This is a genomic window from Cryptosporangium arvum DSM 44712, from assembly GCF_000585375.1.
GTDB lineage: Bacteria > Actinomycetota > Actinomycetes > Mycobacteriales > Cryptosporangiaceae > Cryptosporangium > Cryptosporangium arvum.
In genome coordinates this window covers 1201005-1226600 of record NZ_KK073874.1, presented here as the reverse complement: position 1 = coordinate 1226600, position 25596 = coordinate 1201005, and the positions used below count along the sequence as shown (strand labels likewise).

The 25596-nt window shown below is 68.9% G+C and carries 25 protein-coding genes and 1 pseudogene; 6 read left to right on the top strand and 20 right to left on the bottom strand.

Annotated features, from left to right (window positions below; all coding sequences use genetic code 11):
• Window positions 1-138 precede the first annotated feature (138 nt).
• Together fgd and CRYAR_RS05655 are read right to left on the bottom strand one after the other, a co-directional pair.
• The gene (gene fgd / locus CRYAR_RS05660) at window positions 139-1137 is read right to left on the bottom strand and encodes a glucose-6-phosphate dehydrogenase (coenzyme-F420) (RefSeq protein WP_035860858.1); all 999 of its coding nucleotides are present in this window, start codon (window positions 1135-1137) and stop codon (window positions 139-141) included.
• Window positions 1138-1186: 49 nt separating this feature from the next.
• Window positions 1187-1690 (bottom strand): MarR family winged helix-turn-helix transcriptional regulator, encoded by a 504-nt coding sequence (locus tag CRYAR_RS05655; RefSeq protein WP_035860855.1) that lies wholly within the window; start codon window positions 1688-1690, stop codon window positions 1187-1189.
• A gap of 92 nt (window positions 1691-1782) precedes the next feature.
• On the opposite strand from CRYAR_RS05655, the gene CRYAR_RS05650 reads away from it, so the two are divergent.
• Genes CRYAR_RS05650 through CRYAR_RS05640 form a run of 3 tightly spaced genes read left to right on the top strand, consistent with a single transcriptional unit; the run spans window position 1783 to window position 3591 of the window.
• The gene (locus CRYAR_RS05650; protein WP_035848870.1) at window positions 1783-2343 is read left to right on the top strand and encodes a YceI family protein; all 561 of its coding nucleotides are present in this window, start codon (window positions 1783-1785) and stop codon (window positions 2341-2343) included.
• A 23-nt stretch (window positions 2344-2366) separates the two neighbouring features.
• Window positions 2367-3089, top strand: coding sequence for a pirin family protein (locus CRYAR_RS05645; protein WP_035848869.1), 723 nt, complete (start codon window positions 2367-2369; stop codon window positions 3087-3089).
• A 10-nt stretch (window positions 3090-3099) separates the two neighbouring features.
• Entirely contained in the window at window positions 3100-3591 is a 492-nt protein-coding gene (locus CRYAR_RS05640) for a VOC family protein (RefSeq protein ID WP_035848868.1), read from the top strand.
• A 69-nt stretch (window positions 3592-3660) separates the two neighbouring features.
• On the opposite strand, the gene CRYAR_RS50605 is transcribed toward CRYAR_RS05640, so the two are convergent.
• The 4 genes from CRYAR_RS50605 to CRYAR_RS05620 form a co-directional block, all read right to left on the bottom strand.
• The gene (locus CRYAR_RS50605) at window positions 3661-4029 is read right to left on the bottom strand and encodes a roadblock/LC7 domain-containing protein (protein ID WP_035848866.1); all 369 of its coding nucleotides are present in this window, start codon (window positions 4027-4029) and stop codon (window positions 3661-3663) included.
• A 437-nt stretch (window positions 4030-4466) separates the two neighbouring features.
• Window positions 4467-4877: a roadblock/LC7 domain-containing protein gene (locus tag CRYAR_RS05630; protein WP_245620398.1), complete on the bottom strand. Its 411-nt coding sequence runs from the start codon at window positions 4875-4877 to the stop codon at window positions 4467-4469.
• A gap of 41 nt (window positions 4878-4918) precedes the next feature.
• Window positions 4919-6181, bottom strand: coding sequence for a DUF4388 domain-containing protein (locus CRYAR_RS42775; RefSeq protein WP_157017394.1), 1263 nt, complete (start codon window positions 6179-6181; stop codon window positions 4919-4921).
• A gap of 5 nt (window positions 6182-6186) precedes the next feature.
• Window positions 6187-6588 carry a hypothetical protein gene (locus tag CRYAR_RS05620; RefSeq protein ID WP_035848864.1) on the bottom strand — a complete coding sequence of 134 codons (402 nt, stop codon included), beginning with the start codon at window positions 6586-6588 and terminating at the stop codon, window positions 6187-6189.
• A 593-nt stretch (window positions 6589-7181) separates the two neighbouring features.
• Here CRYAR_RS05620 and CRYAR_RS05615 point away from each other — a divergent pair.
• Entirely contained in the window at window positions 7182-7730 is a 549-nt protein-coding gene (locus CRYAR_RS05615) for a DUF1697 domain-containing protein (RefSeq protein ID WP_035860846.1), read from the top strand.
• Here the strand turns inward: CRYAR_RS05615 and CRYAR_RS05610 are convergent.
• The 9 genes and pseudogenes from CRYAR_RS05610 to CRYAR_RS05575 form a co-directional block, all read right to left on the bottom strand.
• Entirely contained in the window at window positions 7714-8586 is an 873-nt protein-coding gene (locus CRYAR_RS05610) for an amidohydrolase family protein (RefSeq protein WP_051569789.1), read from the bottom strand. The genes CRYAR_RS05615 and CRYAR_RS05610 overlap by 17 nt on opposite strands.
• A 7-nt stretch (window positions 8587-8593) precedes the next feature.
• Complete coding sequence (locus CRYAR_RS05605) at window positions 8594-9523, bottom strand: ROK family protein (RefSeq protein ID WP_035848863.1); 930 nt, start codon at window positions 9521-9523, stop codon at window positions 8594-8596.
• Window positions 9520-10347 (bottom strand): carbohydrate ABC transporter permease, encoded by an 828-nt coding sequence (locus CRYAR_RS05600; RefSeq protein WP_035848861.1) that lies wholly within the window; start codon window positions 10345-10347, stop codon window positions 9520-9522. Before CRYAR_RS05600 ends, CRYAR_RS05605 begins: the two co-directional genes overlap by 4 nt.
• A complete protein-coding gene (locus tag CRYAR_RS05595; protein ID WP_035848860.1) occupies window positions 10344-11348 on the bottom strand; it encodes a carbohydrate ABC transporter permease in 1005 nt (334 codons plus the stop codon). Before CRYAR_RS05595 ends, CRYAR_RS05600 begins: the two co-directional genes overlap by 4 nt.
• The gene (locus tag CRYAR_RS05590) at window positions 11348-12628 is read right to left on the bottom strand and encodes an extracellular solute-binding protein (protein ID WP_035848858.1); all 1281 of its coding nucleotides are present in this window, start codon (window positions 12626-12628) and stop codon (window positions 11348-11350) included. Before CRYAR_RS05590 ends, CRYAR_RS05595 begins: the two co-directional genes overlap by 1 nt.
• Before the next feature lie 105 nt (window positions 12629-12733).
• Complete coding sequence (locus CRYAR_RS05585; protein ID WP_035848857.1) at window positions 12734-13906, bottom strand: ROK family transcriptional regulator; 1173 nt, start codon at window positions 13904-13906, stop codon at window positions 12734-12736.
• A gap of 81 nt (window positions 13907-13987) precedes the next feature.
• Window positions 13988-14090: pseudogene (locus CRYAR_RS50600) on the bottom strand (class I SAM-dependent methyltransferase); the annotation flags it as partial.
• 64 nt (window positions 14091-14154) lie between these two features.
• Window positions 14155-15792: an L-lactate permease gene (locus tag CRYAR_RS05580; RefSeq protein ID WP_035848856.1), complete on the bottom strand. Its 1638-nt coding sequence runs from the start codon at window positions 15790-15792 to the stop codon at window positions 14155-14157.
• A gap of 79 nt (window positions 15793-15871) precedes the next feature.
• Window positions 15872-16480, bottom strand: a complete 609-nt coding sequence (locus CRYAR_RS05575; RefSeq protein WP_035848855.1) for a TetR/AcrR family transcriptional regulator — start codon at window positions 16478-16480, stop codon at window positions 15872-15874.
• A gap of 74 nt (window positions 16481-16554) precedes the next feature.
• Here CRYAR_RS05575 and CRYAR_RS05570 point away from each other — a divergent pair, with 74 nt between their 5' ends.
• Window positions 16555-17631: an FAD-dependent monooxygenase gene (locus CRYAR_RS05570; RefSeq protein ID WP_035848854.1), complete on the top strand. Its 1077-nt coding sequence runs from the start codon at window positions 16555-16557 to the stop codon at window positions 17629-17631.
• On the opposite strand, the gene CRYAR_RS05565 is transcribed toward CRYAR_RS05570, so the two are convergent.
• The 4 genes from CRYAR_RS05565 to CRYAR_RS44955 are packed head-to-tail and all read right to left on the bottom strand — an operon-like array spanning window position 17628 to window position 23874.
• Window positions 17628-18245, bottom strand: coding sequence for a hypothetical protein (locus CRYAR_RS05565; protein WP_157017392.1), 618 nt, complete (start codon window positions 18243-18245; stop codon window positions 17628-17630). The genes CRYAR_RS05570 and CRYAR_RS05565 overlap by 4 nt on opposite strands.
• 9 nt (window positions 18246-18254) lie before the next feature.
• Entirely contained in the window at window positions 18255-19835 is a 1581-nt protein-coding gene (locus tag CRYAR_RS05560) for an ImmA/IrrE family metallo-endopeptidase (RefSeq protein WP_157017390.1), read from the bottom strand.
• A gap of 41 nt (window positions 19836-19876) precedes the next feature.
• Window positions 19877-21463, bottom strand: a complete 1587-nt coding sequence (locus CRYAR_RS05555; protein ID WP_035848849.1) for a xylulokinase — start codon at window positions 21461-21463, stop codon at window positions 19877-19879.
• Window positions 21460-23874: an aminotransferase class III-fold pyridoxal phosphate-dependent enzyme gene (locus tag CRYAR_RS44955; RefSeq protein ID WP_035848848.1), complete on the bottom strand. Its 2415-nt coding sequence runs from the start codon at window positions 23872-23874 to the stop codon at window positions 21460-21462. Before CRYAR_RS44955 ends, CRYAR_RS05555 begins: the two co-directional genes overlap by 4 nt.
• 92 nt (window positions 23875-23966) lie before the next feature.
• Here CRYAR_RS44955 and CRYAR_RS05545 point away from each other — a divergent pair, with 92 nt between their 5' ends.
• Window positions 23967-25121, top strand: a complete 1155-nt coding sequence (locus CRYAR_RS05545) for a PucR family transcriptional regulator (protein ID WP_211247280.1) — start codon at window positions 23967-23969, stop codon at window positions 25119-25121.
• On the opposite strand, the gene CRYAR_RS05540 is transcribed toward CRYAR_RS05545, so the two are convergent.
• Window positions 25118-25462 carry a hypothetical protein gene (locus CRYAR_RS05540; protein WP_035848847.1) on the bottom strand — a complete coding sequence of 115 codons (345 nt, stop codon included), beginning with the start codon at window positions 25460-25462 and terminating at the stop codon, window positions 25118-25120. The two genes, CRYAR_RS05545 and CRYAR_RS05540, sit on opposite strands and share 4 nt — an antisense overlap.
• Window positions 25463-25596: the final 134 nt, after the last annotated feature.

Sequence of the window (25596 nt, the reverse complement as noted above, 5' to 3'; positions counted from 1 at the left end):
CGTCTGAATGTAACCGGCGAAGGCACGTTCCCATGGCAGGACGACGCATCACCCGGCAACACTCATCACGTGCGGAAGTGACGAGGGTCATTCCCCCGGACCGGCGCGATCAACCGCGCCGGCACAGTGGACGAACGGTCAGCCCTGCTTACGCAGGAGCGGGAGGATCCTCTCGCCGTACAGATCGAGGAAACGCGCCTGGTCGGGGCCGGGCGCGTGGAAGACGAGGTGGGTGAAGCCCAGGTCGATGTAGCGCTTGATCGCCGCGACGTGCTCCTCCGGCTCGTCCGAGACGATGAACCGCGACGCGGTGCGCTCGGTGGGCAGCGCGTCGGCCAGCCGCTGCATCTCGATCGGGTCCTCGACGTCGCTCTTCTCCTCCGGCTTCAGCGCCAGCGCGCCCCAGAACCGGGTGTCCTCCAGCGCCTTCGCGCGATCCGGGTCGAACGAGACCTTCACCTCGATCATCAGATCCAGGTTCTTGACGTCACGGCCGGCCTTCTCCGCGCCCTCGTTCAGGGCCGGGAGCAGCTTGTCGGTGTAAAGCTCGGGCGCCTTGCCCGACGTCGTGATGTACCCGTCGCCGATCCGCCCGGCCATCCGCGTCGCCGCCGGGCCGGACCCGGCGACGTAGAGCGGCACCGGCGTCGACGGCTTGTCGTAGATCGTCGCCTTGTCGAGGCTCCAGAACTGGCCCTGGTAGTCGACCCGGTCTTCCGACCAGAGCAGCTTGATGATCTCGATGGCTTCCTTGAGCCGGGCGAACCGCTCCTTGTTGTCCGGCCACTCGACGCCGAGCGGCACCTCGTTCATCGACTCACCCGAGCCGACCCCGAGGATCACCCGCTCCGGGTAGAGCAGCCCGAGCGTCGCGAAGACCTGCGCGATCAGGCCCGGGTGGTAGCGGAACGTCGGGGTCAGCACGCTGGTGCCCATCTGCACCCGCTCGGTGCTCGCACCGAGCGCACCGAGCCAGGCGATCGCGTTGGGCGCGTGGCCCCCGTCGTGACGCCACGGCTGGAGGTGGTCGGAGACCCAGACCGAATCGAAGCCGACCTTCTCGGCGTGGACGGCGTAGTCGAGCAACTCACGCGGACCGAACTGCTCCGCCGACGCCTTGTACCCGAACTTCAGCACCAACCGCTCCTCTCGTCGGCGCCACCCCGGCCCCGGCGCCCTACGCCCATCATGCCCCGGCGGCTCCGGGTGGCGCAGAACGCAGGGCGCCGGCGTCGGCGCGCTCGATGCGATCGAGAACGACGTCGGCGATGGATTCGAGGGCGTCGACCTGCTCGTCGGTCAGACCGTCGAACATCAGGCTGCGTACGGTCTCCACGTGCCCGGGGGCAGCGGCCTCGATCGTCGCCCGGCCGTGCGGGGTGAGGACGACGAACGCGCCGCGAGCATCACTCGGACAATCTTCGCGAACTACTAAACCGCGCTTCTCCATGCGCGAAAAGTGATGAGACAGACGGCTCTTCTCCCACTGGAGCGACTTGGCCAGTTCCGTGACGCGGATCCGCCCCTCGGGCACGTCGGTGAGGTTCACCAGGACCTCGAAGTCGGCGAGCGAGAGGTCGGACTCGGATTGGAGCTGGCGTGCCAGCCGGGTCGTGAGCTCGGCGTGCATGCGCAAATACCGGCGCCAAGCCCGCTGTTCGTCGGCGTCGAGCCACCGGGGGTCGGTCATGCCGATCACTTTACCCGGGAATAGTTGACACATCATCCAAGTTCGGCCTAGCGTACTTGAAGCATCAACAAGTTCTCCCCGAGGAGCAATCCATGACCGCCCCTGCCTTCACCCTGACCGACCTGACCGGCGAGTACACGCTCGACCCGACGCACACCCGGATCGGCTTCGTCGCCCGGCACGCGATGGTCACCAAGGTCCGCGGCTCGTTCAACGAGTTCGAGGGCTCGGCCGTCGTCGACGGTGACAACCCGGAGAAGTCGTCGGCCAAGGTCACGATCAAGACCGCGAGCATCGACACCCGCAACGAGCAGCGCGACGGTCACCTGCGCACGAACGACTTCCTCGACCCGGAGACCTACCCGGAGATCACGTTCGTCACGACCGCCGTCCAGGCCGTCGACGCCGACAACTACGAGGTGACCGGCGACCTGACGATCAAGGGCGTGACGAAGTCCCTCACGATCCCGTTCGCGTTCGAGGGCGCCGCGAAGGACCCGTTCGGCAACGTCCGGATCGGCTTCGAGGGCTCGGTCACGATCAACCGTCAGGACTTCGGCATCACCTGGAACGCCGCGCTCGAGACCGGTGGCGTGCTCGTCAGCGACAAGATCACGCTGGAGTTCGAGGTCTCGGCGATCAAGAACGCCTGACCGGCACCGGGGAGGATGGACGCATGCACCAACAGGTCGACGTGCGTCCGTCCGCATCCCGGAACCGGGCCGGCAGTGCGTGGCTGGAGTCGAAACGATCGTTCTCGTTCGGCGCGCACTACGACCCCGGCAATACCCATCACGGCGTGCTCGTCGTCCACAACGAGGACGTCGTCCAGCCCGGCACCGGCTTCGACACCCATCCGCACCGCGACATGGAAATCGTGACGTGGGTGCTGGAGGGGTCGCTGGTGCACGAGGACTCCGCCGGCCACGCCGGCGTGATCTACCCCGGCCTGGCCCAGCGGATGAGCGCCGGTAGCGGCATCCGGCACTCGGAGAAGAACGATTCCGCGCGGCCCGTGCGCTTCGTGCAGGCCTGGGTGCTGCCCGACACCCCGGGGATCGAGCCCGGGTACGAACAGCGCGACATCGGCGACGAGCTGCAGCACGGCCGGCTGGTCCCGGTGGCGTCCGGTCGCCCTGGGCACTCCGCCGCGATCCGGATCGCACAGCGGGACGCCGCGCTGCACGTGGCCCGGCTGACGCCGGGCGAGTCCGTGCTCCTGCCCGACGCGCCGTTCGTGCACCTGTTCGTCGCCCGCGGCGGGGTGGAGCTCGAGAGCACCGGTTCGCTCACCAGCGGCGACGCCGCACGGGTCACCGGGGTCGGCGGCCAGCGTGTCACCGCGAGCGGCGCAACCGAGATACTCGTGTGGGAGATGCACGCGACGCCCGCCGCCTGAGGAGGCAGACATGACCGACCTGGCAGCCATCGAGAAGCAGCGCGAGTTGCTCCGTGACACGTACTTGCAGCCCGACGGCGTGCGCCCGGCCTCGTCGGCGCGGGGTCTGCACCACACCGCGCTGATCAGCAGCAGCGTCGAGCGGACGATCTGGTTCTACCAGGACCTGCTCGAGTTCCCGCTCACCGAGCTGATCGAGAACCGTGACTACCCCGGTTCTTCGCACTTCTTCTTCGACATCGGCAACGGCAACCTGCTGGCGTTCTTCGACTTCCCGGGGCTCGACGTCGGCCCGTACGCCGAGGTGCTGGGCGGCCTGCACCACGTGGCGATCTCGGTCGAGCCGGAGAAGTGGGAGTACCTGGTGCGCAAGCTGTCCGACTCGGGCGTCGAGCACACCGTCCACAGCGAGGTCTCGGTCTACTTCCGCGACCCCGACGGCGCCCGCGTCGAACTCATCGCCGACCCCCTGGGCGAGATGTACGGCCAGCAGGTCCTGTGACACAGCGATGCCCGGCAGCCAAGGCTGCCGGGCATCGCTGTTGTCATTTGGCAGTGACCTGGAGCCCGCTCAGACCTCGAGTTCGCGTTCGATGCGGGTGAGCTTGTGACGGGCCAGGGCCAGGTTGGCGCGGGTCTTGTCGAGCATCAGGTACATGAACAGGCCCTTGCCCGAGCGCGAGGTGACCGGACGGATCACGTGGTACTGGGTGACCAGCGTGACCAGGATGTCCTCGATCGGCTCCTCGAGACGCATGAGCTCGAGCGTGCGCATCTTCGCCCGGACGAAGTCGGTGGTGCCGGCGGCGATGATGTCGAGGTCCAGGTCGGACACCGAGGTGAGGGTGCCCAGCGGCATGCCGCTGTTGTAGTCGATGAGCGCGACGCCGATCGCACCCTCGATGTTCATGGCTTCCTTGAGCGAGGCTTCCAGGTTCATTACTTCTACTCCTGTTCGTACTGTTTCGTCGTGCTTGTCATTACTGTCGCCGGTCCGATCGGCGACCGGTTCGATTCGCGCCTCCTCCGGCGCGGCTCGCGCCGGCGCGGCGCGAGCCTCCGTCGGTGGCGCCTCCGCCGGTGGCGCCTTCGGCGGCGGTGCCTCCGGCGGCGGTGCCTTTGGCGGCGGTGCCTCCGGCGGGAACGGTGACGAGGCCGCGTACTCCTGGTCGACCGGCGCCCGGATGAAGACGGGGTACTCGGCGTCCGCGTCGTACCGCTCCTCGGCCGTGGCCGAGCCGCCCGACCCCGATCCCGACGGCGCCGACGCGCTGCCGTTCAGTACGCCGGCATCAGCCGTGAGCTGGGGGTGCTCGGCGTCCGACGCCGTGCGACGGCGATGCCGTCCACGGGCGCGCGCCCACCACCGGTTGCTGTTCAGTGCCAACCGCCCAGGGTCCCGCGCGCGGTGCCCTCCGCCGCGTCCACGAGCGCGCCGACCCGATCGGCCAGCGCCCTGGCCTCGAGGTGCAGACGGCCGAGGTTCGTGTCGGCGGTGGCCAGCACGGTCAGCACCGCGTAGGTGCCGGCGGCGTAGGTGACCACGTACCCGTGCGCACCACGCACCAGCGCTTCCTGGAACCGTCCGTGCCCGGCCTCCACCGCCACCCGCTCGGACAGCCCGAGCGTGGTCGCCGAGAGCGCGGCCATGCCCTCCGGCTGGACGCCGAACGTGTCGTGCGCGATCAGGAGACCGTCGGCCCGGGAGACGAGGCTGCCCGACACGAACCGGACCCGGTCACGTAGGGCCCGGATCTCGGTCATCACTTCGTGCTCGAGGTTGTCCACGCGTCTCCCTTCTCGGTCAGCGGGCGTCGGATCGAAGGTGTTCAGGAGAATTCCTGCAGCGCGTCACGGAATCGACGCAGCGAGGAGAGCGACGGCGCTTCGGCGTAGATCTCCGGCGGCGGCGACGGCCACCGCGGTCCGGGGCTCGCGACCAGGGCGGGTGCGGGGTCTCCGGGTTCCTGCGGCGCCCGGCCCTGCTGGCTCGGTCGCACGACCCGCGTCGGGACCCGTTTCGGCAGCGGCGGCAACGGCTGGATGCGCTCCCCCGCCACCGGCTCGGCCTCGATCGGGTCTCCCCGCCGGGGCAGCGGCGGCAACGGCGCTTTCGCCGTGGCCGCCCCGTTCGCGGATCCGCCGTTCGCGGGTCTGCCGTTCGTGCCGGTGCCGGTCACGCCGGTGCCGTTCGTGCCCGCGCCGTTCACTCGGCGGGGCAGGGGCGCGGAGCTCGGCGCACCTTCGGCATCCCCGACCGAAGGTGCGCTGGCCCCGGCCCGCGCCGGTGGTACGGGCTCGGCGGCACCCCGCCGGTCGCCGGGCCCGAACAACTCCGACAACGTGGAACTCGTCGACGCCGGCTTGGCCTTCACCGCCGAGCTGCCGACCGCCGGACGGTACGGCGTGACGGCCGGACGCGCCGCCGCGCCGGTGGCCGACGGTGACAACGCGAGCCCGATCGCCGCGAGCCTGCGCACCTCCAGGAGCGTGGCGAACCCGCCCCGGCCGAGCATCCGCGCGAGTTCCAGCGGCGTGCGTCGCCCGTCGGCGCTCAGCAGCAGCTCCCAGCGCAGGCCGTCGACGACGATCTGCTCCTTGGGCAGCCGCGCGACGAGCGTGAGCGCCGCGGAGTCGAACTCCGACGAGGGAAAGACCCTGGTCAGCTGGTCCTGCCTGCGCGTCACCTCACGCACGAGCCGCTCGACGTCGACGCGGAGCGCGCCGCCGAACCAGGACCGCTCGCCCTCGACGAACTTCACCGACGTCGGTTCGAGCGTGAGCGCGAAGTACGCGGCGTCGAACAACGCTCCGTTGACGCAGAGCTCCAGTTCGCCCTGGCTCAGGTAACCCTGCTCGACGAGCAGCGCGCCGACCCTCCCGGTCGGCCCACCGACCGTGAGCACGGATTCCCAGACGTCCTTCGAGAGCCGGCCGGACGCGGTGAGCAGCGTTCCGATACCGGGCGCGGAACCGGCGTCGACGTGGGTGACGGCCCCGTCCTGGAGATAGAGCACCGCACCGGAGAACGCCTCGACGTGCAGCGCCCCGGTCGCACCGAGCGTCGCGAGCTCACGGAGGGTGGCAGCCACCGCACTCATTGCAGTACCAGCTCGTCTGCGAGGCGACGGAGCTCCAGACGCGCCATCGCGAGGTTGCTCTGGCTGCGGTCGAGCCAGAGGTGGAGGAAGAACCGGCCGTCGAACTGCGTGTGGAGGAACCGCAGGAGGTCGTAGCGCCCCTGTGCGGTGAGCACGATGTCCTCCCAACGGTCCTCGTCGTCAGGCGCACCGCCGGGCCGCTCCGGGCCGACGAACGCCGAGTTGTCCCGTGCGGCCCGCACCACCTCGGTGGCGCCGGCCGCGGCCGCGTCGGGGCCGCCGTAGGGCCAGTCGCCCACCGTGCCGACGACGAGGCCGCTGGTGAAGTCGACGATGTTCGCCCCGCGTGCGCCGGAGATCGCCATCGCGCGCTGCAGGCTCTCGTCGATTCCCGGCATGCCTTCGGACCTCCATCACGGTGACACCATTCGCCGCGCGGTGGTAAACGGCTATTTCCGCAAGGGCGAGACGCCGTCGCCGCCTACGGCACATCCTGCACCCTAGCGCGCACTTAACGCTGCTTCCACTGGCCTTAACAAAGATCCGGGATTTGCACCCGATCTACTCCCACATGTCACAAAGCGTTGTCGAACGATTACCGACAGCCCAATCGGAGGTGGGCATTCCGGCACCCCTCGGCGCATAAGAATGCCGTGCCGATCCGGCCCCGTCGCTGCTCATCGGCCGTCCAGCCGGACCCGTGCCCCCGAACGGCAGTCATCGGGAGCCGCCTATAACCGTCCATTGAGTACGATGCGGAAGAGATTTCGATCGCACCGGAAAGGCCAATCTCCCGCAGATAACGGGGAGACGGAAAAGCCGAACGCGTCACTCTCCGAAAGGGGTACAGTCGACGCTATTCAGCTGAGTGAAAAGCAGCCGAATTCCGGGAACTCCTGCGCGGAAGAGGTTGCCGGTGGGGGCCAGCCCTCCCTCGGTGGGCGGGCCGCCCCCACGACAGATGTCCGTTCCGTAGGCAAGGATGGCGAACGTGACCGCCTACGTCGCCCTTCTCCGGGGCATCAACGTCAGCCGCAACCAGCGGATCGCGATGGCCGATCTCCGCGCTCTGCTGACCGATCTGGGCCTCGACGACGTCACCACGTACCTGCAGAGCGGTAACGCACTGTTCCGAAGCGACCGCGCCGATCCGGACACGATCGCCGACGAGATCGAAGCGGCGATCACCCGCGAACTGGGGCTGACCGTCCGCGTGCTGGTGCGCGACGAGGATGACTTCCGGCGCGTCCTGAACGCCAACCCCCTCGCCGAGGTGGCGACCGACCCGTCGAGACTCCTCGTCACGTTCCTCTCGGCACCGACCGCCGAGGCGCGGCTGGACGCCGTCGACCCGGCCACCCATGCACCCGAGGTGATGGCGATCGGGCCGCGCGAGGTCTACGTCTGGTACCCGGACGGCGTCCGTAAAGCGAAGCTGAGCCCGCCGTTCTTCGAGAAGCGCTACCCGGAGGACGCCAACGCCGCGGGTACCGCACGCAACTGGAACACGCTGAGCAAGCTGCTCACGATGCTGGACTGAGCAGGCGCAGCCCGTTGTCGTGCAGTACCGCCCGGAGCCAGTCGTCGCCGAGGTCGAGGCGGATCAGGCTCTCCACCTGGTGGGCATAGGGGTACGGGATGTTCGGGAAGTCCGAGCCGAGCACGACCCGGTGCGCCAGGTCACGCAGCCGGGGGCGCAGCGCGGCCGGGAACGGCGCGATCCGCTCGACGAAGTCCGTGAACGTCATCGTGGTGTCGAGGTGGACGTTCGGGTAGGCCTCGGCCAGCGCGAGGAACTCGGCGTACTCCGGCTGTCCGAGGTGAGCGACGACGAGCGTCAGCGACGGGTGGCGGGCCAGCACCTCACCGATCGGGCCCGGGCCGGTGAACCGGCCGGGCATCGGCCCGCTGCCGCAGTGGCACACCACCGGCACGCCGGCGTCGGCGAGCCGGCCCCAGACCTCGTCGAGCAGCGGATCACGCGGGTCGTACGCGCCGACCTGCACGTGCGCCTTGAACGCGCGGACTCCGCTCTCGAGCGCGACGCGCACGTACTCGGCCGCGCCCGGTTCGGGGAAGAAGGTGCCAGTCGGAACGCAGTTCGGCGCGTCTTTCGCGAAGGAAAGACCCCACTCGTTGAGCCAGGCCGCCATCGCCGGCTTGTGGGGGTAGAGCAGCGCGGTGTGCCGGATCACCCCGAGTTCGCCGAGCCGCTCCAGGCGTTCGGTCTCGTCCAGCCGGTACTCGATCGGCCACTCGAGCACGTCGAGCGCGTCGAAGTAGGCCCACACCTTGGCGAGCACGCGCTCGGGCATGAAGTGGACGTGGACGTCGGCGAACCCGGGAATTCCGAGCTCCCGGCAGAGCGCCGGGAGCTCGGTGTCGATCAGTGCCACCAGGGCATCAAACCGCGTCGCGCAGGACCACGTCCTCGTATCCGGCCGCGCGCCAGGCCAAAATCGCCGCGCCGAGCCGTCCCGCGTCGCCGCCGAGCGGGCTGTTGGCGACCGGAGGCGCCTGCCGCCAGGCCAGTGCGCCCTGCAGCTCGGACCGCACCGGGCGCAGCAGCGTGTCACCGGCACCGGTGAGCCCACCGGCCAGCACGATCAGCGCCGGATCGAGCAGCAGCGTCGCGGTGGCCAGCGCCAGCCCGAGCGCCTCGGTCGCCTCGCGCCAGACGCGCGCCGCCACGACGTCGGAATCCAGCGAGGAAGCGACGTCGGCGGCGGTCGCTCCGGCGCGGGTACCGCCGGCCGCCGCGTACCGGCGGGCGATCCCCGACGCGGACGCGTAGACCTCCAGGCAGCCCCGCTGGCCGCAAGCGCAGTGCTCGCCGTCCGGGTAGACCGGCAGGTGCCCGAGTTCGCCGGCGCTGCCGTCGGCGCCGGCCAGCGGCCGGCCGTCGACGATCAACCCGGCCGCGACGCCGGTACCGAGCACGACGACCATCAGGTCCCTGGCGTCGCGCCCGAGCCCGATCTCGCTCTCGGCCACCGCGGCGGCGCGGCAGTCCTGCTCCAGCACCACGGGGACGCCGACCTCCTCGGCGACGAGCGCGGCCAGCGGCGTGTCCCGGAACCCCAGGTTGACCGCGTGGCGCGCGACGCCGGCCGCGGTGTCGACGATGCCGGGCACCGAGAGCCCGACGCCGACCGTGCCGGCGTCGGCCAGCTCCCGGGCGACGGCACGCACCCGGGCCACCACCTCGGACTCCCCGGACGACGCGCCGGTGTCCCGGTCGAGCCGCTTGAGCTCCTGCCCGTCCGCGCCGACGAGGGCGCCCTTGATCGTCGTCCCTCCGATGTCGAGGGTGACGACGGTTGGCACCGTCATTTGACCGATCCGGCGGTCAAGCCGCCCACCAGGTGCTTCTCGATGACCGCGAACAACACGACCACCGGCACGATCGCGACGATCGACGCGGCGAACAGCTGGTCCCAGTTCTGGTCGTAGCCGGTGACGTACGAGCTGATGCCGACGGTCAGCGGCTTCTTGTCGTCGTCCTGCATCAGCGTCAGCGCGACGACGTACTCGTTCCACACCGCGATGAACGTGAAGATCGTCGCGGTGACCACGCCCGGCAGCGTCAGCGGCAGCATGACCCGCAGCATCGTGCCGAGCCGCCCGTTGCCGTCGAGCTCGGCGGCCTCCTCGAGTTCACGCGGCAGCGCGGCGAAGAACCCGTGCAGGATCCAGACCGCGAACGCCAGGTTGAACGCCGAGTTCGTGAGGATGAGCGCGCCGTAGGTGTTGACCATCGACAGCTCGAAGAACTCGCGGTAGATGCCGACGACCAGCGACGTGGGCGCGAACATCTGGGTGACGAGCACCAGGAACAGGAACGCGGTCTTCCCGGGGAACTTGAACCGGGCGCTGAAGTACGCCGCCGGGATCGCGACCAGGATGACGATCACCGTCGAGGCCAGCGACACCAGCAGCGACGTCTTCAGCCAGTTCTGGAAGCGGGAGTCGCCGAGGATCTCGCCGTAGGCGTCCAGCTGCCAGTGCTGGGGCAGGAACGTCGGCGGCGACGCCAGCGCCTCCGAACCGGGACGCAGCGAGTCCAGCAGCATCACGATGTAGGGGGCCAGGAAGACCACCGCCACCAGCAGCCCGACGATCGGCAGTGCGACCGGGCGGATCTGGCGCCAACTCATGACTCCTCCTCTCGCCACTTCACCAGCCGCAGGTAGAGGACCACCGCGACCAGGATCAGGAGGACGTTGAACACACCGGCCGCGGCCGAGGCGCCCACGTCACGGTCGGCGCTCTTGAACGCGAGCTTGTACATGAAGGTGATCGTCGTGTCGTGCGTGTAGCCCGGGTTCCGGTCGTTGAGCGTCCAGACGATCGGGAACGAGTTGAACACGTAGATCATGTTGAGCACGGCGCTCACCAGCAGCGCGGGCCGCAGCAGCGGGAACGTCACCTGGCGATAGGCCTGCCAGGCGCTCGCACCGTCGATGCGCGCGGCCTCGTGCACGTCGTCCGGAATCGAGTTCAAGCCGGCGAGCAGCACGTACGCGGTGAACGGGATCGAGACCAGGACACCGACGAGGATCATCGACGGCATCGTCCAGGTGTCGTCGCCGAGCCAGTCGATCGGCTCGGAGATGACGTGGAGCTTGAGCAGGAAGACGTTCAGGATGCCGTGGTAGTAGTCGAAGATCAGCGTGAACAGGCGCGCGGTGATCACCAGCGACGCCGCCCACGGAACCAGCACGGCCCACCGCACGAGGCGTCGGCCGAAGAACTCCTTCGACAGGAACTGGGCCAGGCCGAGGCTCAGCACGATCGTGATCAGCACGACCGCGGCGACCCAGATGGCCGTGTTCAGCAGGACCGTGCCCAACGCGGGGTGGCTCAGCACGTGCGAGTAGTTGTCGATACCCGCCGGGCCGCGCCGCAGACCGGTGATCGAGTACTCGCCGGTGGAGGCCCGGACGAGCTCGATCGCGGGGTAGATCACGACACCGAAGATCAGGGCCAGCGCCGGGCCGAGCCAGATCAGCGCGACCCACCACGGCGCGCGGCCACGCGTCGTCCGACGAATCTTCTTGGCCGGCGCGCCCGCACCCGGCGCACCGCCCCCTTTTCTGGAGGCGGGCGCCGGGCTGTCGGTGACGGCGCCGGGCTTCGAGTCAGCCCGGGAGGACATCAGCCGCCGTTTTCCGCGGTCTTCTGCAGGTCGTCGAGCACGGCCTTCGGGTCACCCGACGGGGACACCGCGGTGCCGAGGTTCTGCTGGACGGCGAGCTTGATCTTGTCCCAGGCCGGGTCGTCGGTCGGGGTCAAGTGGATGTTCGGCAGCGTGTCCAGGTAGACCTTGAGCGACGCCTCGCTCGAGAACTCCTCCAGGCCGGACTTGGTGACCGGAAGGAAGCCCTCGGACTTGATCCAGGTGTTGACCTGGTCCTTGGCGTAGTAGAGCTCGTAGAACTTCTTCACCGCGTCCTGGTTGCCGCTCTTCTTGAACGACATCAGGTAGTCGGTGACACCGTAGGTCTGCGGCGCGCTGCCGTCCTTCGTCGGCATCGGAGCGATGCCGTACTTGACGTTCTTGTACTTCGAGTCGAGGTCGCCCTGGAGCGGACCGAAGCCGACGATCATGCCGGCCTTACCCGAGGTGAACAGCGGGAAAGCGCCGTCGGTCCGGTTGGTCTTCCCAGGGTTGTTCTGGGTGACCTTGTCCTTGACCGAGAGGTCCTTCAGGAACTGCAGGGTTTCGACGTTCTTGGCGGAGTTGATCGTCCACTTGCCGTCGGACTTCCAGTCGCCGCCGTTGTTGAAGAGCCAGATCGAGTACTCGGCCTGGGCCTCTTCCGGGCCGAGCGGCTGCGCGTAGCCGATGTTGCCGCCGCCGAGCGCCTGGACCTTCTTGGCGTCGGTGACGAACTCGGCCCACGTCTTCGGCGGAGCGGCGATGCCGGCCTTGGCGAACAGGTCCTTGTTGTAGAACAGGGCCCGCGCCGACGACAGGTCGGGCATTCCGTAGAACTTGCCGTTGTACGTGCCGCTCTTGACGAACGCGTCGATCATGTCCGACTTGACGCTGTCGGTCAGCACCTCGTCGGAGTTGTAGAGCAGGTTGTCCTTGGCGTAGCTGGCGTACGCGTTGAGGTTCAGGATGTCCGGCGGGTTGCCGTTCTGAACCATCGTGCTGGCCTGCTGGTCGATGTCGTTCCAGCTGATGATCTGCAGGTTCAGCTTGACGCCGGTCTTGTCCTCGTACGTCTTCTTGAACGCGTTCCAGAAGGTGGCCGTGTGGTCCTTGCTGTATTCGGCGATGACGACCTTGATCTCCTTGGCGCTGTCACCGCCACCGGAGTTGTCGGCGTCGCTGGCACCGGTGCCGCCGCTGCACGCGGCCAGCCCCAAGGCCAGCGCGGTCGCACCGGCCAGACGCGCGATCCAGCGCGTCCTGCCTGTTGCACCCATGCGTGTTCCTTCCGTCGAACGAGGAGGGGGTTATTAACGAATGGATCGTTAGTATCGTGCGGGTGTGACGTGCGTCAATCGGTCTCCTGGTACGTGACCGACTCGTTATGGGAGTCGCTGCTCCGCGTGATCGAGGGCGCGGCGGACCGCACCGAGGGCGACCGCGTCGCTGCCGAGGTCGGAGAGCACCAGGCGCGGCGACGTCAGGATCCGCGGGCGCAGGTGCCGGTCGATGGCCGCGAGCAGGGTCTCCCCCGCCCGCGACAGACCACCGCCGATGATCACTTCTCGCGGGTCGAGGATGAGCAGCAGAGCCGCCAGACCACGGGCGAAACGGGCCGCGATACGGTCCACCACCTCGAGCGCGGCCGGGTCGCCGTCGGTGGCCGCAGCGAACACCGCCGCGACGTCCTCGGCGTCGGCGAGTTCGGCGATGGTCTGAGACCCCACCGCGTGCTCGAAGGCACCCTTCTCGCTCACCGCGTTCGCCGCCCGCGCACCCAGCAGCGGCTCCGGATCCGGGCCGTCCGGCGTCGAGAACACGTCGACGAACCCGATCTCTCCGGCCGCCCCGTTGGCCCCGCGGTACGGCTTGCCGTCGATGATGATGCCCGCGCCGATCCGGACCCCCCAGTGCACGAACACCAGGCTGTCGCTACCGACCGCCGCACCGCACCAGCGTTCGCCGAGCACCGCGAGGTTGATGTCGTTCTCGATCAGCACCGGACTCGGCGTGATCGTGCGCAGCTCGTCGAGCACCGGCAGGTGGGCCAGGCCCGGGATGCCCGGCGCGAGCAGCACCTCGCCGCTGCTCTCCTCGACGATGCCCGGCGTCCCGACCACGATCGCCCACACGTCGTCGCCGGTCAGGTCGGCCTTCGCCAGCGCCTCGGCGATCGTGTCGCGCACCGACTGCAGCAGCCGCTCACCGGTCGCCATCTGCCGCGACGCCACGACCTTGCCGGAGAGATCGGCCACCATCGCGACGACCTTGTGCGACCCGACGTCGACACCGACGACGTAGCCGGCCTCGGCGCGGAAGCGGATCCACTGCGCCGGGCGCCCCATCGAGACCTGCGCGGTCTCGTCGACGTCGGCGACCAGCCCGGCGTCACGCAGCTCGGCGACCGCCCTGGTCACCGCCGGGCGCGAGAGGCCGGTCGCCTGCATGAGGTCGGCCACCCGGGCCGGGGAGCGTTCCCGGATCGCCCGCAGCACGGCGCGCGAATTGATCTGCCGCAACACGTGCGGTCCCCGGGCGGACTCGTGCGGCTGCACCGTGTGCCTCTTCTCTCGTGCGGCGGAAACTAGACCGTAACCCGCCGGCACCGGGCGCCGTCACCGGAGACCGGGAAGCACCGCGTGGACCCCGAAGGCAGACGAACGCCGACCGCCCACCGGGCCGCAGAGCGCGCGCGAGGTTCGCGAACGCCGCGACCGGATCGGCGAAGAACACGATCCCGAGGACGTCCGTCTCGGGTCGACGCGAGGGCCGGTCCGGGGACCGGCCCTCGCTCAGAATTCGGTCAGGGCACCATCCAGGACAGCACCGCGGTGGACTGCAGCCAGCTGAGCAGGCAGATCCCGGCCAGGAACACCGCGCTCCACCCGACCACCCTCCGGAAGATGTCGCCCTCGCGGTTGTCCAGGCCCACCGCGGCCGCGGCGATCGCGAGGTTCTGCGGCGAGATCATCTTGCCGAGCACGCCTCCGGAGCTGTTCGACGCGGCCATCAACGTCGCCGACAGGTCGGCCTGGCTCGCGGCGGTGACCTGCAGCGCGCCGAACAGCGAGTTGGAGGACGTGTCGGAGCCGGTCACCGCGACGCCGAGCCAGCCGAGGATCGGCGAGATCAGCGCGAACAGCCCGCCGGCACCGGCCATCCACGTACCGAGAGTGACGGTCTGCCCGGACGCGTTCATCACGAACGCCAGGCCCAGCACCGCCATCACGGTCAGGATCGCCCACTTCAACTGGTTCAGGGTGGCGCCGTACGCGCGCAGCGCGCGCCCTACCGATACGCGGAGCACGATCATCGTGATCAGGCCCGCGACCAGCATCTGCGTGCCCGGAGTCGTGAACCAGTTGAACTTGAACGCGACCGAGGACAGCTCCTTCCCGGACGTGTTGGTCAGGTGCAGACCCGGCCAGTCGACGACCGTCGTCGCCCGTTCCAGGAATTCCTTGACCGGCCCGATCTGGCAGATCACGAAGACACCGATGATGATCGCGTACGGAGCGTAAGCACGCATGACCTCGGCGCGGGAGTCCGGCTCCGCCGGTTCCCGTTCCTCGGTGACGGGCTCGGCCGGCCCCTCGGCGCTGAACGCGTGCGCGGTGACCGGTGTGACGAGCGGACGACGGAGCCGCACCGCCGCCACGATCGCCGCCACCGACAACAGCGACGCGACGACGTCGGCCAGCGGCACCGAGATGAAGTTCGACGTCACGTACTGCGCGAACCCGAACACCAGACCGCACACCAGCGCGTACAGCCAGGTCTCGCGCAGCCCGCGGGCACCGTCCACGATGAACACCAGCACCAGCGGGACGAACACCGCGAGGATCGGCGTCTGCCGCCCCACCATGGCGCCGAGCGTGTCGCTATCGATGCCGGTGACCGTGCCGAGCGTCAGGATCGGCGTCGCCATCGCGCCGAACGCCACCGGCGCGGTGTTCGCGGTCAGCGCCAGAACCGCCGACTTGATCGGCGAGAACCCGAGGGCCATCAGCATCACCGACGTCACCGCGACCGGCGTCCCGAAGCCGGCCAGCGCCTCGATCAGCGCGCCGAACGAGAACGCGATGATGATCGCCTGGATCCGCCGGTCGTCGCTCACCGACGTGAAGCTGCGCCGGAGCACGTCGAAGTGTCCGGTCGCGACGGTCATGTTGTAGACCCAGATCGCGTTGATGACGATCCAGAGAATCGGGAAGAAGCCGAACGCCGCCCCCTCCGAGGTGGCCAGCAACGCCTGCCCGACCGGCATCCCGTACACCGCGATCGCGACGACGAGCGCCACGGCCAGCGCGATCAGCGATGCGACCCAGGCACGCAGCCGGAACACTCCGAGCAGGACGAACAGGACGAGTAGCGGGATCGCCGCGATCAGCGAACTCCACGCCAGCGAATGGGCGACGGGATCCAGCACCTGTTGGTACACGGGGCCACCTCTCCGAGGAGCAGCAGTGCCCGTCCGATGATGGCCTTAACTATTGCGAAACGCGATCAATCCTCATCACTCAGTGAGAATCGGGACTAGTCCACGTACCCAGGGCGACCGCGGTGGCGCGCTCCACCGCCGCCTGCACCACGGCCGGCTCGGGCAGGTCGTCCAGATCCTCGAGCAGCACCTGCAACGCGGCCGTCACCGCGCCGGTGAACGCCCCCACCATCGCGGCCGCCGTCACCTCGTCCAGCTCGCCGGGGAACGCCGTCGCGAGGCTCCGGGCGATCTCACGCGTCACTTCGGACTGGATCTGCAGGCCACGCCCGCGCACCGCGGGCACCGTCCGGACCAGGAACAGCCGCAGCGCCGCGTACCGACTGCTCAGGTCGTCGCTGTCCTCCCCGACGATCCGCAACGCCGTGAGCAGCACCTCCACCGGACCGTCGGCCGGCTTGCGGCCGTCGATCGCCTCCTTCGCGGCGCGTAGCCGGGCCTCGGTCTCGGGGAAGAGCAGGTCCTCTTTGGTCGGGAAGTAGCTGAAGAACGTGCGCGTGCCGATCTCGGCCGCCGCCGCGATGTCGGCGATCGTCGTCCGCTCGTAGCCGTGCCGCTCGAACAGATCGGCGGCGGCCTCCACCAGCGCCTGACGCGTCCGGGCCCGTTTGCGATCGCGCAGTGACATGCCCGGACCATACGGCACTCGACGCAAGTCGGCACTCATTGCAAATTTGCACTGAGTGCGGTTATGGTTCCGGCATGACTTCGGTACTGATCTCCGGCGCCGGCGTGGCCGGCCCGACACTCGCGTACTGGCTGGCCCGCTCCGGCTTCCGCCCCACGGTCGTTGAGGTCGCGGCCGGGTTACGGTCCAGCGGAAACCCGGTCGACGTACGCGGCCCGGCGCTGCCCGTCGCCCGAGCGATGGGCCTGATGGAAGAGCTGCGCGAGCACGCCACGCTCGCCACCGGGATGCGTGTCGTGGGCACGGACATCCGCCTGCCGATGGCGCGCGGCGACGAGATCGAGCTCGCCCGCACCGACCTCGCGGCCGTGCTGTACCGCGCGTCCCGCGACGACGCCGAGTTCGTGTTCGACGACACGATCACCGCGCTGCACGAGGACCGCACCGGGGTCGACGTCTCGTTCGCCCGCGGTACGCCCCGCCGGTTCGACTACGTGATCGGCGCCGACGGACTGCACTCGACCGTCCGCCGGCTGGCCTTCGGGCCGGAGGAGCGGTTCGTGCACCACGCGGGGCTCTACATCGCGACCGTGACGCTCGGTGGCGCCCCGGCCGACCCGCACGACGTGATGATCTACAACCGGCCGCGCCGCCTCGTCGCCCTGCACCCGGCCCGCGGCGAGGCCGGCGCCGCGTTCATCTTCCGCGGCCCGGCGCTACCCGCGTCCGAATACCGCGACCCCGAGCGTCAGAAGACGATCGTCACGACGATGTACCGCGACGACGGGTGGCGGGTTCCGGAGCTGCTCGATGCCGTCCGGAACACCACCGACCTCTACTTCGACGCGGTGAGCGCGGTCCGGTTGCCACGCTGGTCGACGCCCCGGGTCGCGCTCGTCGGCGACGCCGCGTCCTGCGTCTCCCTGCTCGGCGACGGCTCGAGCCTGGCCATGGCCGGCGCCCACACGCTGGCGTCCGCCCTCGCGAACGGCGGCGGGTTCGCCGCCTACGAGGCCGAACACCGCAAACTCACGACCCCCAAGCAACGACGCATCGCCCTGGCCGCGGGCCTGCTGGTGCCGAAGACGTCCCTCGGCATCGCCGTCCGCAACACCATCGGCCGCCTCGGCACCCTCACCCGCCGCAGCTAACGGACCACCGCATATTCGATCGGAGGCACGCCGCCGGTCGGTTTCAGCACCGCCTCGGAGATCAAGAAGTCGACCGTGCCTTGCGCTTGGTCGCGGGTGATGCCACACGTCGTGCCGTCCTCCGCCAGGAACCGACAGGCGGCATTGGGATTTCGGCACGCCTTCCCGTACAGGAAGAGCGTCACGGCATCCACCGTGGAGCGAGGCCTCGTCCGCACGATGGCATCCACCACCGACACCTCACCGTTTGCGGCCTTCAGCCGTCGGAATCGCCGGACGATCAGGAGCAGGCCGGCAATCGCACCGGTGAGCTCGTCGGGGCCCGGAGGATCCTGCGTCAGGAGAACCAGCGCGACCGTCACCGCGCTCAGTTCATCAGCCGACAGACCGGTCGTACGGATGGTCAGCGGCGTCCGCGGGACCTTGAACGGCAACGCGAGACCTGACGAGTCGTGCTGGAGAGGAACTTCCTCCACTCGACCTTGCTCGCGCAGATAACCGATGAGCAGCGCATAGGCGGCACCTCGCGCAACCGATCCATGGAGATGCGGCGCAACGGCGCCGAGACCCAAGGGCTCCAGGTACCGATCACGCGTAATGACTACGGTCGACACACTCTGTCCTCACCGCTCGGCCTGATAGGGGTAGGCGACCACTGATATGTCTTCGTATTCACGGCGCCACGCGTGGACCGAGGCGACCCCCGCGGCCAGCGGTGACGCCCACTCGTCGTCCTCGCCGGCCGCCGTGAGTTTCACCGGGACTATCGGAAAGCGGCGGTCGGCCCGACCGTCGGCCGCCAGCGGCGGATAGACACGACGCGCGGGACTGATCTCCGTACCTTCGATCGCCGCCGTGCCGTCCGAACGCTTGCGGACCGCGCCCATCGTGGACCCGTCGAGCCGGTCTTGCAGCAGCGACTCGAGGCGTTGCATCCCCGTGACGACCGAGTCCCGGACCTGCTCCGAGTGGGCGCTCTCCCGCCCGGCGAGCGCGGCCACCATCGTCGCGTACAGATCGTCGAGCCCTTGTGCGTTGAGGTCGGACCACACCGACTTCTCCCCGGCGGACTCACCACGCACTCGCTCGAGACTCTGCCACCCCGGTTGACCGTCGTCGGCGGCCAACAACGGCTGCAGGAACCGCCACGCGAGCTCGTACGCGGTCGGCGACCGATTCTCTTCCCAGACGAGTGACGCGAACTCCTCGTTCACCCAACGGGGAACGAGGAGGTACGACGCAAAGTAGCTCGCATCGGCCTCGATGTCCGGCGGATTCGGGAAGGCTTCGGAATATGCCTCGGTGTACGCCGACTCGAACCGGGCGTCACTCCAACTCGCCTGCTCGATCAACTGGCGAAGGTACAAGATCGGGAAGTGCAAGACGTAATGCGCCAGCTCGTGCGCAAGAACCGCGTGCTTGTGAGCGGTCGTCAGCGCGGACTGAATCAGGACCCGAACTCCACAGCCGTCGTCGTCGATCCAGCCGGCCTGGGTCAGACCGTAGGCGAAAGAATCGATCCCGGCGTTCTTGACTTCGACGACACCGATACCGCAGTGCTCGGTCACGAACCTCCGCAATCCGGCGTAGGACGACGGCGCCGTCAAATGCCCGACGTAAGCCACGATCTCGCGGCGAAGCTGGTCCCAGCTCTCGAAAGAGTGGACTTCCGAAGCGCGGAACGTCGCCGGAGCGGGCGGTGTTCGCACGTTCGAGCGGGTCGGACGAGAGCGGATTTCACAGCTCCGCTCTTCGACGTCCGGTCCGAATTCGCCGGTGGCCTCGTCGAGCCCGAGCTTGTAGGCGATGATCCGACCGCGGTCCCATCGCAGGATGGGCTCGGCGTCCATGTCCGAGACCAGGTAACGGTGGATGGCGCGGATGTTCCACCCGGCTCGTCGTAGCGCCCGCTGATAGTAGATGTGGAGATCGGCGTCGAATCGCTCGGGCAGGCCGATACAGGCGAATTTTTCCCCATGATTTTCGACTTCGCCGTACCAGACAGCGTAGTCGCGGTCCACGAACCGCTTGCTCCTCCCGCGGAGCTCACGCATCGTGCCGATCAGGGTGTTCGACACCGCCGCTTTCTGGTTCTCCCCGATCGCGTCCAGCACGATTGTCGACACGTATTCGACCTGGGTGATCAGATCAACCGACTTCTCACCCGGATCCCGGGTCGGCCGAAGCTCGATCTTCCTCGCCACCGGACGATCGTAGGGCTCGACCATCCACTCCGTACCGCCGGTCAGGCGTTGAGGCGGCGGTAGACCGGGGCCAGTTGTTTGTGGAGGGTGCGGTACGAGGCGAACAGGTCGTCGTAGAGGGCGCGCTTGGTGTCGTCGGGAGCGAAGCAGTGGTCGTTCTTGGCCAAGCCACTGATCTCGGGGAACGTGACCAGCCCGGCGCCGACCGCGCCGATCCAGCCCGCGCCGCGGGCGTTGACCGCGACCGGGCGCGCGTCGCGGCGGATCTCGACGCCGAGCACGTCGGCGAAGATCTGGCACCAGGCGTCCGAGCGGGCCCCTCCCCCGGTGATCACCAGCGACGACACCGGAGCGCCGAGGAAACGGTTCACCGCGGCACTCAGCCAGCGGGTGTTGAACGCGACCCCCTCGAAGACCGCACGCAGCAGGTCCGAACGGTTCGTGTCGAGCGAGATGTTGAAGAAACCAGCCCGGAGTTTCGGGTCATCGACCGGCGCGCGTTCGCCGTAGAGCCACGGCGTGTAGACGACGCCGTTCGCGCCCGCGGGCACGGTCGGCAGGATGCGGTCGAACGCGTCGAAGATCGAACCCTCGTCGCGGCTGACGTGCCCGGCCCCGACCAGCGGGTCGTCATACTCGACGATCTTGTCGCGCAGCCAGGTGAGGTTCGCCCCGGCGGTGGCCTGCAACGCGGTCATCAGATACCGGTCGGGCACCGCGCACGGCACCGACGCGATCTGCGCGAACACGTCGGTCTTCTTGCGACGGACGTGCGCGGCGATCCACGACGACGTTCCGATGTAGAGATGCGGCTGGTTGTCGGCGACCGTGCCCGCCCCGACCGCGGCGGCCGTGTTGTCGATCGCACCCGCCACGACCTGCGTGGCGAGCGGCAGCCCCAGGTGGGCAGCGGCTTCGCGGCTGATTTCGCCGATCACCTCGGTGCAGGCGACGATCGGCGGGAACTTGTCCCGGTCGATACCGGACGCGGCGACCAGCCCGGCGTCGTAGTGGATGTCGTCGGGCTTCCGGTTGTCGGTGACCCAGGACGTGAGGATCGAGTCGACGGTCGCGACCGTGCGTCCGGTCAGCTTGAGGTTGATCCAGTCCAGGACGTTGAGGAACGACGCCGTGCGCTCGTAGACCTCGGGCAACTCGTCGCGGACGTAGAGCATGTGCGCGGCGGGATCCTTGCCGGTCGTCGACGGCATGCCTCCGGTGAGCCGCAGCCAGCGCGGGATCCGGCGCACCGCGACGCCGTCCTTAGCCGGGAAGCCCTTGAAGTGCTCCTTGAGATTCCGCGCACCGCGCATGTCGAGCCAGGTGATGCACCGGGTCAGCGCCTCGCCGGCCGCGTCGACCGGGATCGTGCCCTCGCCCTGGGTGGAGGAGCAGATCGTCGTGATCGCGCGGAGGTGGTCCGGGTGGGCGCGGCCGAGGTCGGCGACGACCTCGGCCAGCGCGTCCCACCAGTCCCGCGGATCCTGCTCGGCACCGCCGCCCGGCAGCACGTGGAGCTTGACCTCGCGCTCGGCCCACCCGGTCACGGTGCCGTCGGCCGCGACCAGCGCGGCCTTCATGCCCGAGGTGCCGAGATCGATCGCCAGCACCTGCGGTTCTACCGTCACACGCCCTCCACCAGGGAAAACACCTGCTCGAACCGACCCAGGGCGTCGTCGATCACCTCGTCGGTATCGGCCATCGACGTGTACATGCGCGACCCGGCGAGCGTGATGATGCCGTGCGCAGCATAGGCCGCGCTCATCTGCTCCATGAGCCGCTTACGCGGCTTGTTCTCCTTCAGAAGCTTCATCGGGTGACGCATGTCGAGCAGCATCACGCCGCTGACTTCCAGGTGAACGATCGAGCCCTGGTTGTAGGCGACGTACGGCAGGCCGAAATCGCCGATGAGGCGCTGCAGCCCGCGGGTGAGGCGGTCGCCGGCGCGCCCGGCCTTCACCGGTGCGTTCGTGCGCGCCATCTCCTCGATCGCGAAGTACCCGGCCGCGCAGGAGAGCGGGTTCGCGCTCAGGGTGCCGCCCACCTGCACGTGCGAGCCGTTCTTGCCGTCCAGACCGGAGCCGAACACCGCCATCACGTCGGCCCGTCCGCCGACGCCGCCGGCCATCGGGTAACCGCCGGAGACGGCCTTGCCCAGCACGGTCAGGTCGGGCGTGACGCCGAAGTACCCGGACGCTCCGCCCATCCCCAGCCGGAAACCGGTGACGACCTCGTCGAAGATCAGCAGCGCGCCGAACTCGTCGCAGAGCTCGCGGACCTTGGCGTTGTAGTCCTCGGGCACCGGCCGCGTACCCGATTCGGGGCCGACGGGCTCCACGATCACCGCGGCCGTGCCACCCCGGACGCGGTTCTCGATGAGCTTGCGCTTGAGCAGGCCGAGGTCGTGCGGGAACGCCTCGCGGGTGGCGCCGGTGGCCCCGAACGGGATGCCCTTCGCGTTCATCCGGTACGTGCCGGGCACGCGCAGCCCGTAGACCATCGTGTCCGACCAGCCGTGGTACGCGCCGCCGACCTTGATCACGACGTTCTTGCCGGTGAACGCACGAGCGCCGCGGACCGCCGCCATCACCGCCTCGGTGCCGGAACCGAGCGAGCGGTACATCTCGATGTGCGGCATGTAGGTGTGGATGATCTCGGCGAGCTTGAGTTCGTACTCGTGGAAGAGGCCGGTGACGGGGCCGGACGCCTTGATCACGTCGGCGACCTTCTCGTTCACCGGTGCGTAGTTGCTACCGAGGAGGGTCGGGCCGCCGGCCTGGAGGAAGTCGATGTAGGTGTTGCCGTCGCGGTCGGTGAGGTAGGCGCCTTCGGCCTTCTCGATCGCGAGCGGGAACGGGTAGTTGAAGGCCAGGTTGTGCTGGACGCCACCGGGAATGCGCGTCTTGGCGCGGTCGGTGATCTCCTTGCTGGCCGTGCACTTGGTTTCGAAGTAGTTGAGGACGTCGAGCATCGCGTCGTGGCGGAGGCCCCGGACCGGCTGGGCGACGAGGGCCTTGAGGCGGCGCATCGTGTCGGGGACGTCCGGGTAGGTGCTGATCGCGTAGCCGTGGTCGGGCGTCGGTTCGGTGGGTTCCGGGGCGGGTGCCGGGGTGGGCTCGGACGGGGCCCCGACCGGGTCGTCGCCGCCGGCCGAGGCCAGGTCGGCGATCGCGCTGAGTGGTCCGGTCCCGGCCGGGGTGGTCGACGGCTCCGCCGCACCCGGGTGCTGGAGCGCGGCCGGGTCGGTCGCCGGCTCGGCTGCGCCCGGGTGCTGGAGCGCGGCCGAGCCGGCGAGATCGGGGGTGCCCGCGCTGGGCAGGTCTTCGCCCTCGGGGACACGGATGGGGCGCACCGCCGCCGTGATCTGCGCGGCGATCTTCTTCTCGTCCTTGCGCAGCTTGGTGAACGCGACCTCCCGGATCGCGTCCGGAATCGTGTAGATCTTGCCCGACTCCGTGGTCAACGCGAGCAGATAAGCCAGCGACACCTTCTCCAGCAGCGCCATGTTGAACACCGCACGGTCGGGATCGGTACCGACCGCGATGATCCCGTGGTTCGCGATGATGAACGCGTTGTCACCGCTCGTGACACGCTTCTGCACCTTCTTCGCGAGGAACGACGTCCCCGACGGCGCGTACGGGATGATCGCGACTTTGCGCCCGAGGAACCGCACCTGCTCGTCGGTGAGCGCCGGGATCTCCTTGCGCAGGAACGCCAGCGCCGACGCGTACGGCTGGTGCGTGTGCACGATCGCGTTCACGTCCGGCCGCTCGCGGTAGATGTTCGCGTGCATGCCGCACTCGATCGACGGTGCCAGCCCCGACGCGTCGTCGTCCGGAAGCGGTTTGCCGTCGAAACCGACAAGGCAGATGTCCTCGGGGCGCATCTTGTCGTAGTCGTAGTTACTCGGCGTGACCGCGTAACAGTCGTGGCTCGGCACCCGCACCGAGACGTTGCCCTCGGTGGCCTTGAGGTAACCCCGTTCCAGAAGGGTGCGGCACATGTCGACGACGTGCTGACGCGAGCGCAGGTGCTTCATCGGGCCTCCCGGAGTCGTGTCCTCATCCTGGCGGTAGCGGGGAGCGAAATCTCCGTTCCCTGATCAGTAGAATTTCGGGCACGATTTAGCACGTGGAGATAGATACGCCCTGGCAACGGTTGCCGCCGGACCTCGCGACCGCGCTGCGGCCCCGGTTCGACGAGACCGTGCGTGAGATCGCCGACGCGGTGACCGCCGCGTCGCCGGCTTTCCGCGGTATCTCCGATCCGAAGTTCCCCCGCGACGTGAAGACCGCGGTCACCGTGGCGCTGGGACGCTTCCTCGACCTCGCCGGCACCGGGTCGCCCGCGCTTCCCCCGGAGACGCGGGCGGTGTTCGTAGGGCTGGGCGCCGCCGAAGCGCGCGAGGAACGGGGACCGGACGTGCTGCTCGCGGCGTTCCGCACCGCCGCGCGGCTGATGATGCGGGCCTGCGGGGAGGCGCTGGCGCGGTTGCGTCCGGTGAGCGCGGCTGAGCTGATCGACCTCTCGGACGCGATCACCGCGTTCGTGGACGAGTTGTCGGCCGGTAGCACGGAGGGGTACTCGCGGCAGCTACGTGAGCAGGCCGGCGAAGGTGACCGGCTCCGTCGGCAGTTCGCCGAGCTGCTGCTGCGCGGTGGGGCGGCCGAGAGCGTGGTGCACGGCGCGGCCGCGCGGATCGGCTGGGCCGGGTCGCCGTCGATCGTGCCGGTGCTGCTGCCGCTGGACTCGGCCCGCGAGGCCCGCTTCCGGTTCGGCGCGTCCGGGATCGTCGTGGAACGGGACCGCGACGCGCTGCTCCTGCTGCGGTCCGGTTCACGAGCCGCGCTCGCCGACGCGCTGGCCGGACGGCACGCCGTGGTCGGGCCTTCGCTGGCTTGGGAACGCGTACCCGAGGCCGTGCATCTGACCGAGCTCACCGCCGAGTTGCTCGAACGGCGCCCGGAACCGACGTTCGTGGAGGATCACCTGGCCACGCTGGCGCTACGGGGAGAGCCCGGGGCGCTGGCCGTGCTCCGGGCCCAGCGTCTGGCGCCGCTGGATCAGCTGCGGCCGCCGCAGCGCGAGCGTCTGTTGACGACGCTGCAGAGTTGGCTGCGGCATTGGGGCGCCCGGAGCGAGGTGGCGGCGGAGCTGTTCGTTCATCCGCAGACGGTGAGCTATCGGCTCAAACTCCTCCGCGAGCTGCTCGGCGAGTCACTGGACGACCCCGGCACCCGCTTCGAACTTCTCCTGGTCCTGGCCGCCGGGGTCGACCGCGGTTAGTTCTCCCGGCTTATCAAGGTGTCGAGCATCCCAATGATGCGGTTGACGCCCCCTTCAAGCGAGCCCACCTTCATCTCGAGCGCGCCCACCTTCATCTCGAGCGCGCCCATCCTCGTCTCGTACGAGCCCAGCTTGGTCTCGATGCGGCTCAGGCGCTCGGTGTGTTCACTCTGGGTGAGCGCCAAAGCTTGCAGCAACTGCCCCTGGGCAACCTGCCGCTGCGTGATTTTGTCCAGATCGCGCTCGATCCCGATCCGGAATCCGGATTCGACGTCCATCCGCTCCTCCAGAACTGAGACACGGCGCTCTAACGCCGTCCACTCACCACTCGGCTCGGTCATCAGATTAGTCCTCCAGGCTCTCGGTAACCGACCCAGCGAAGCTAGCACACATTCCAACGAGCCCACGAGAAACGAAATCCGGTTGGCTTCGATGACGGAGCGTCATACGGTTCCCGGGCGTCCTCCGACGGGAA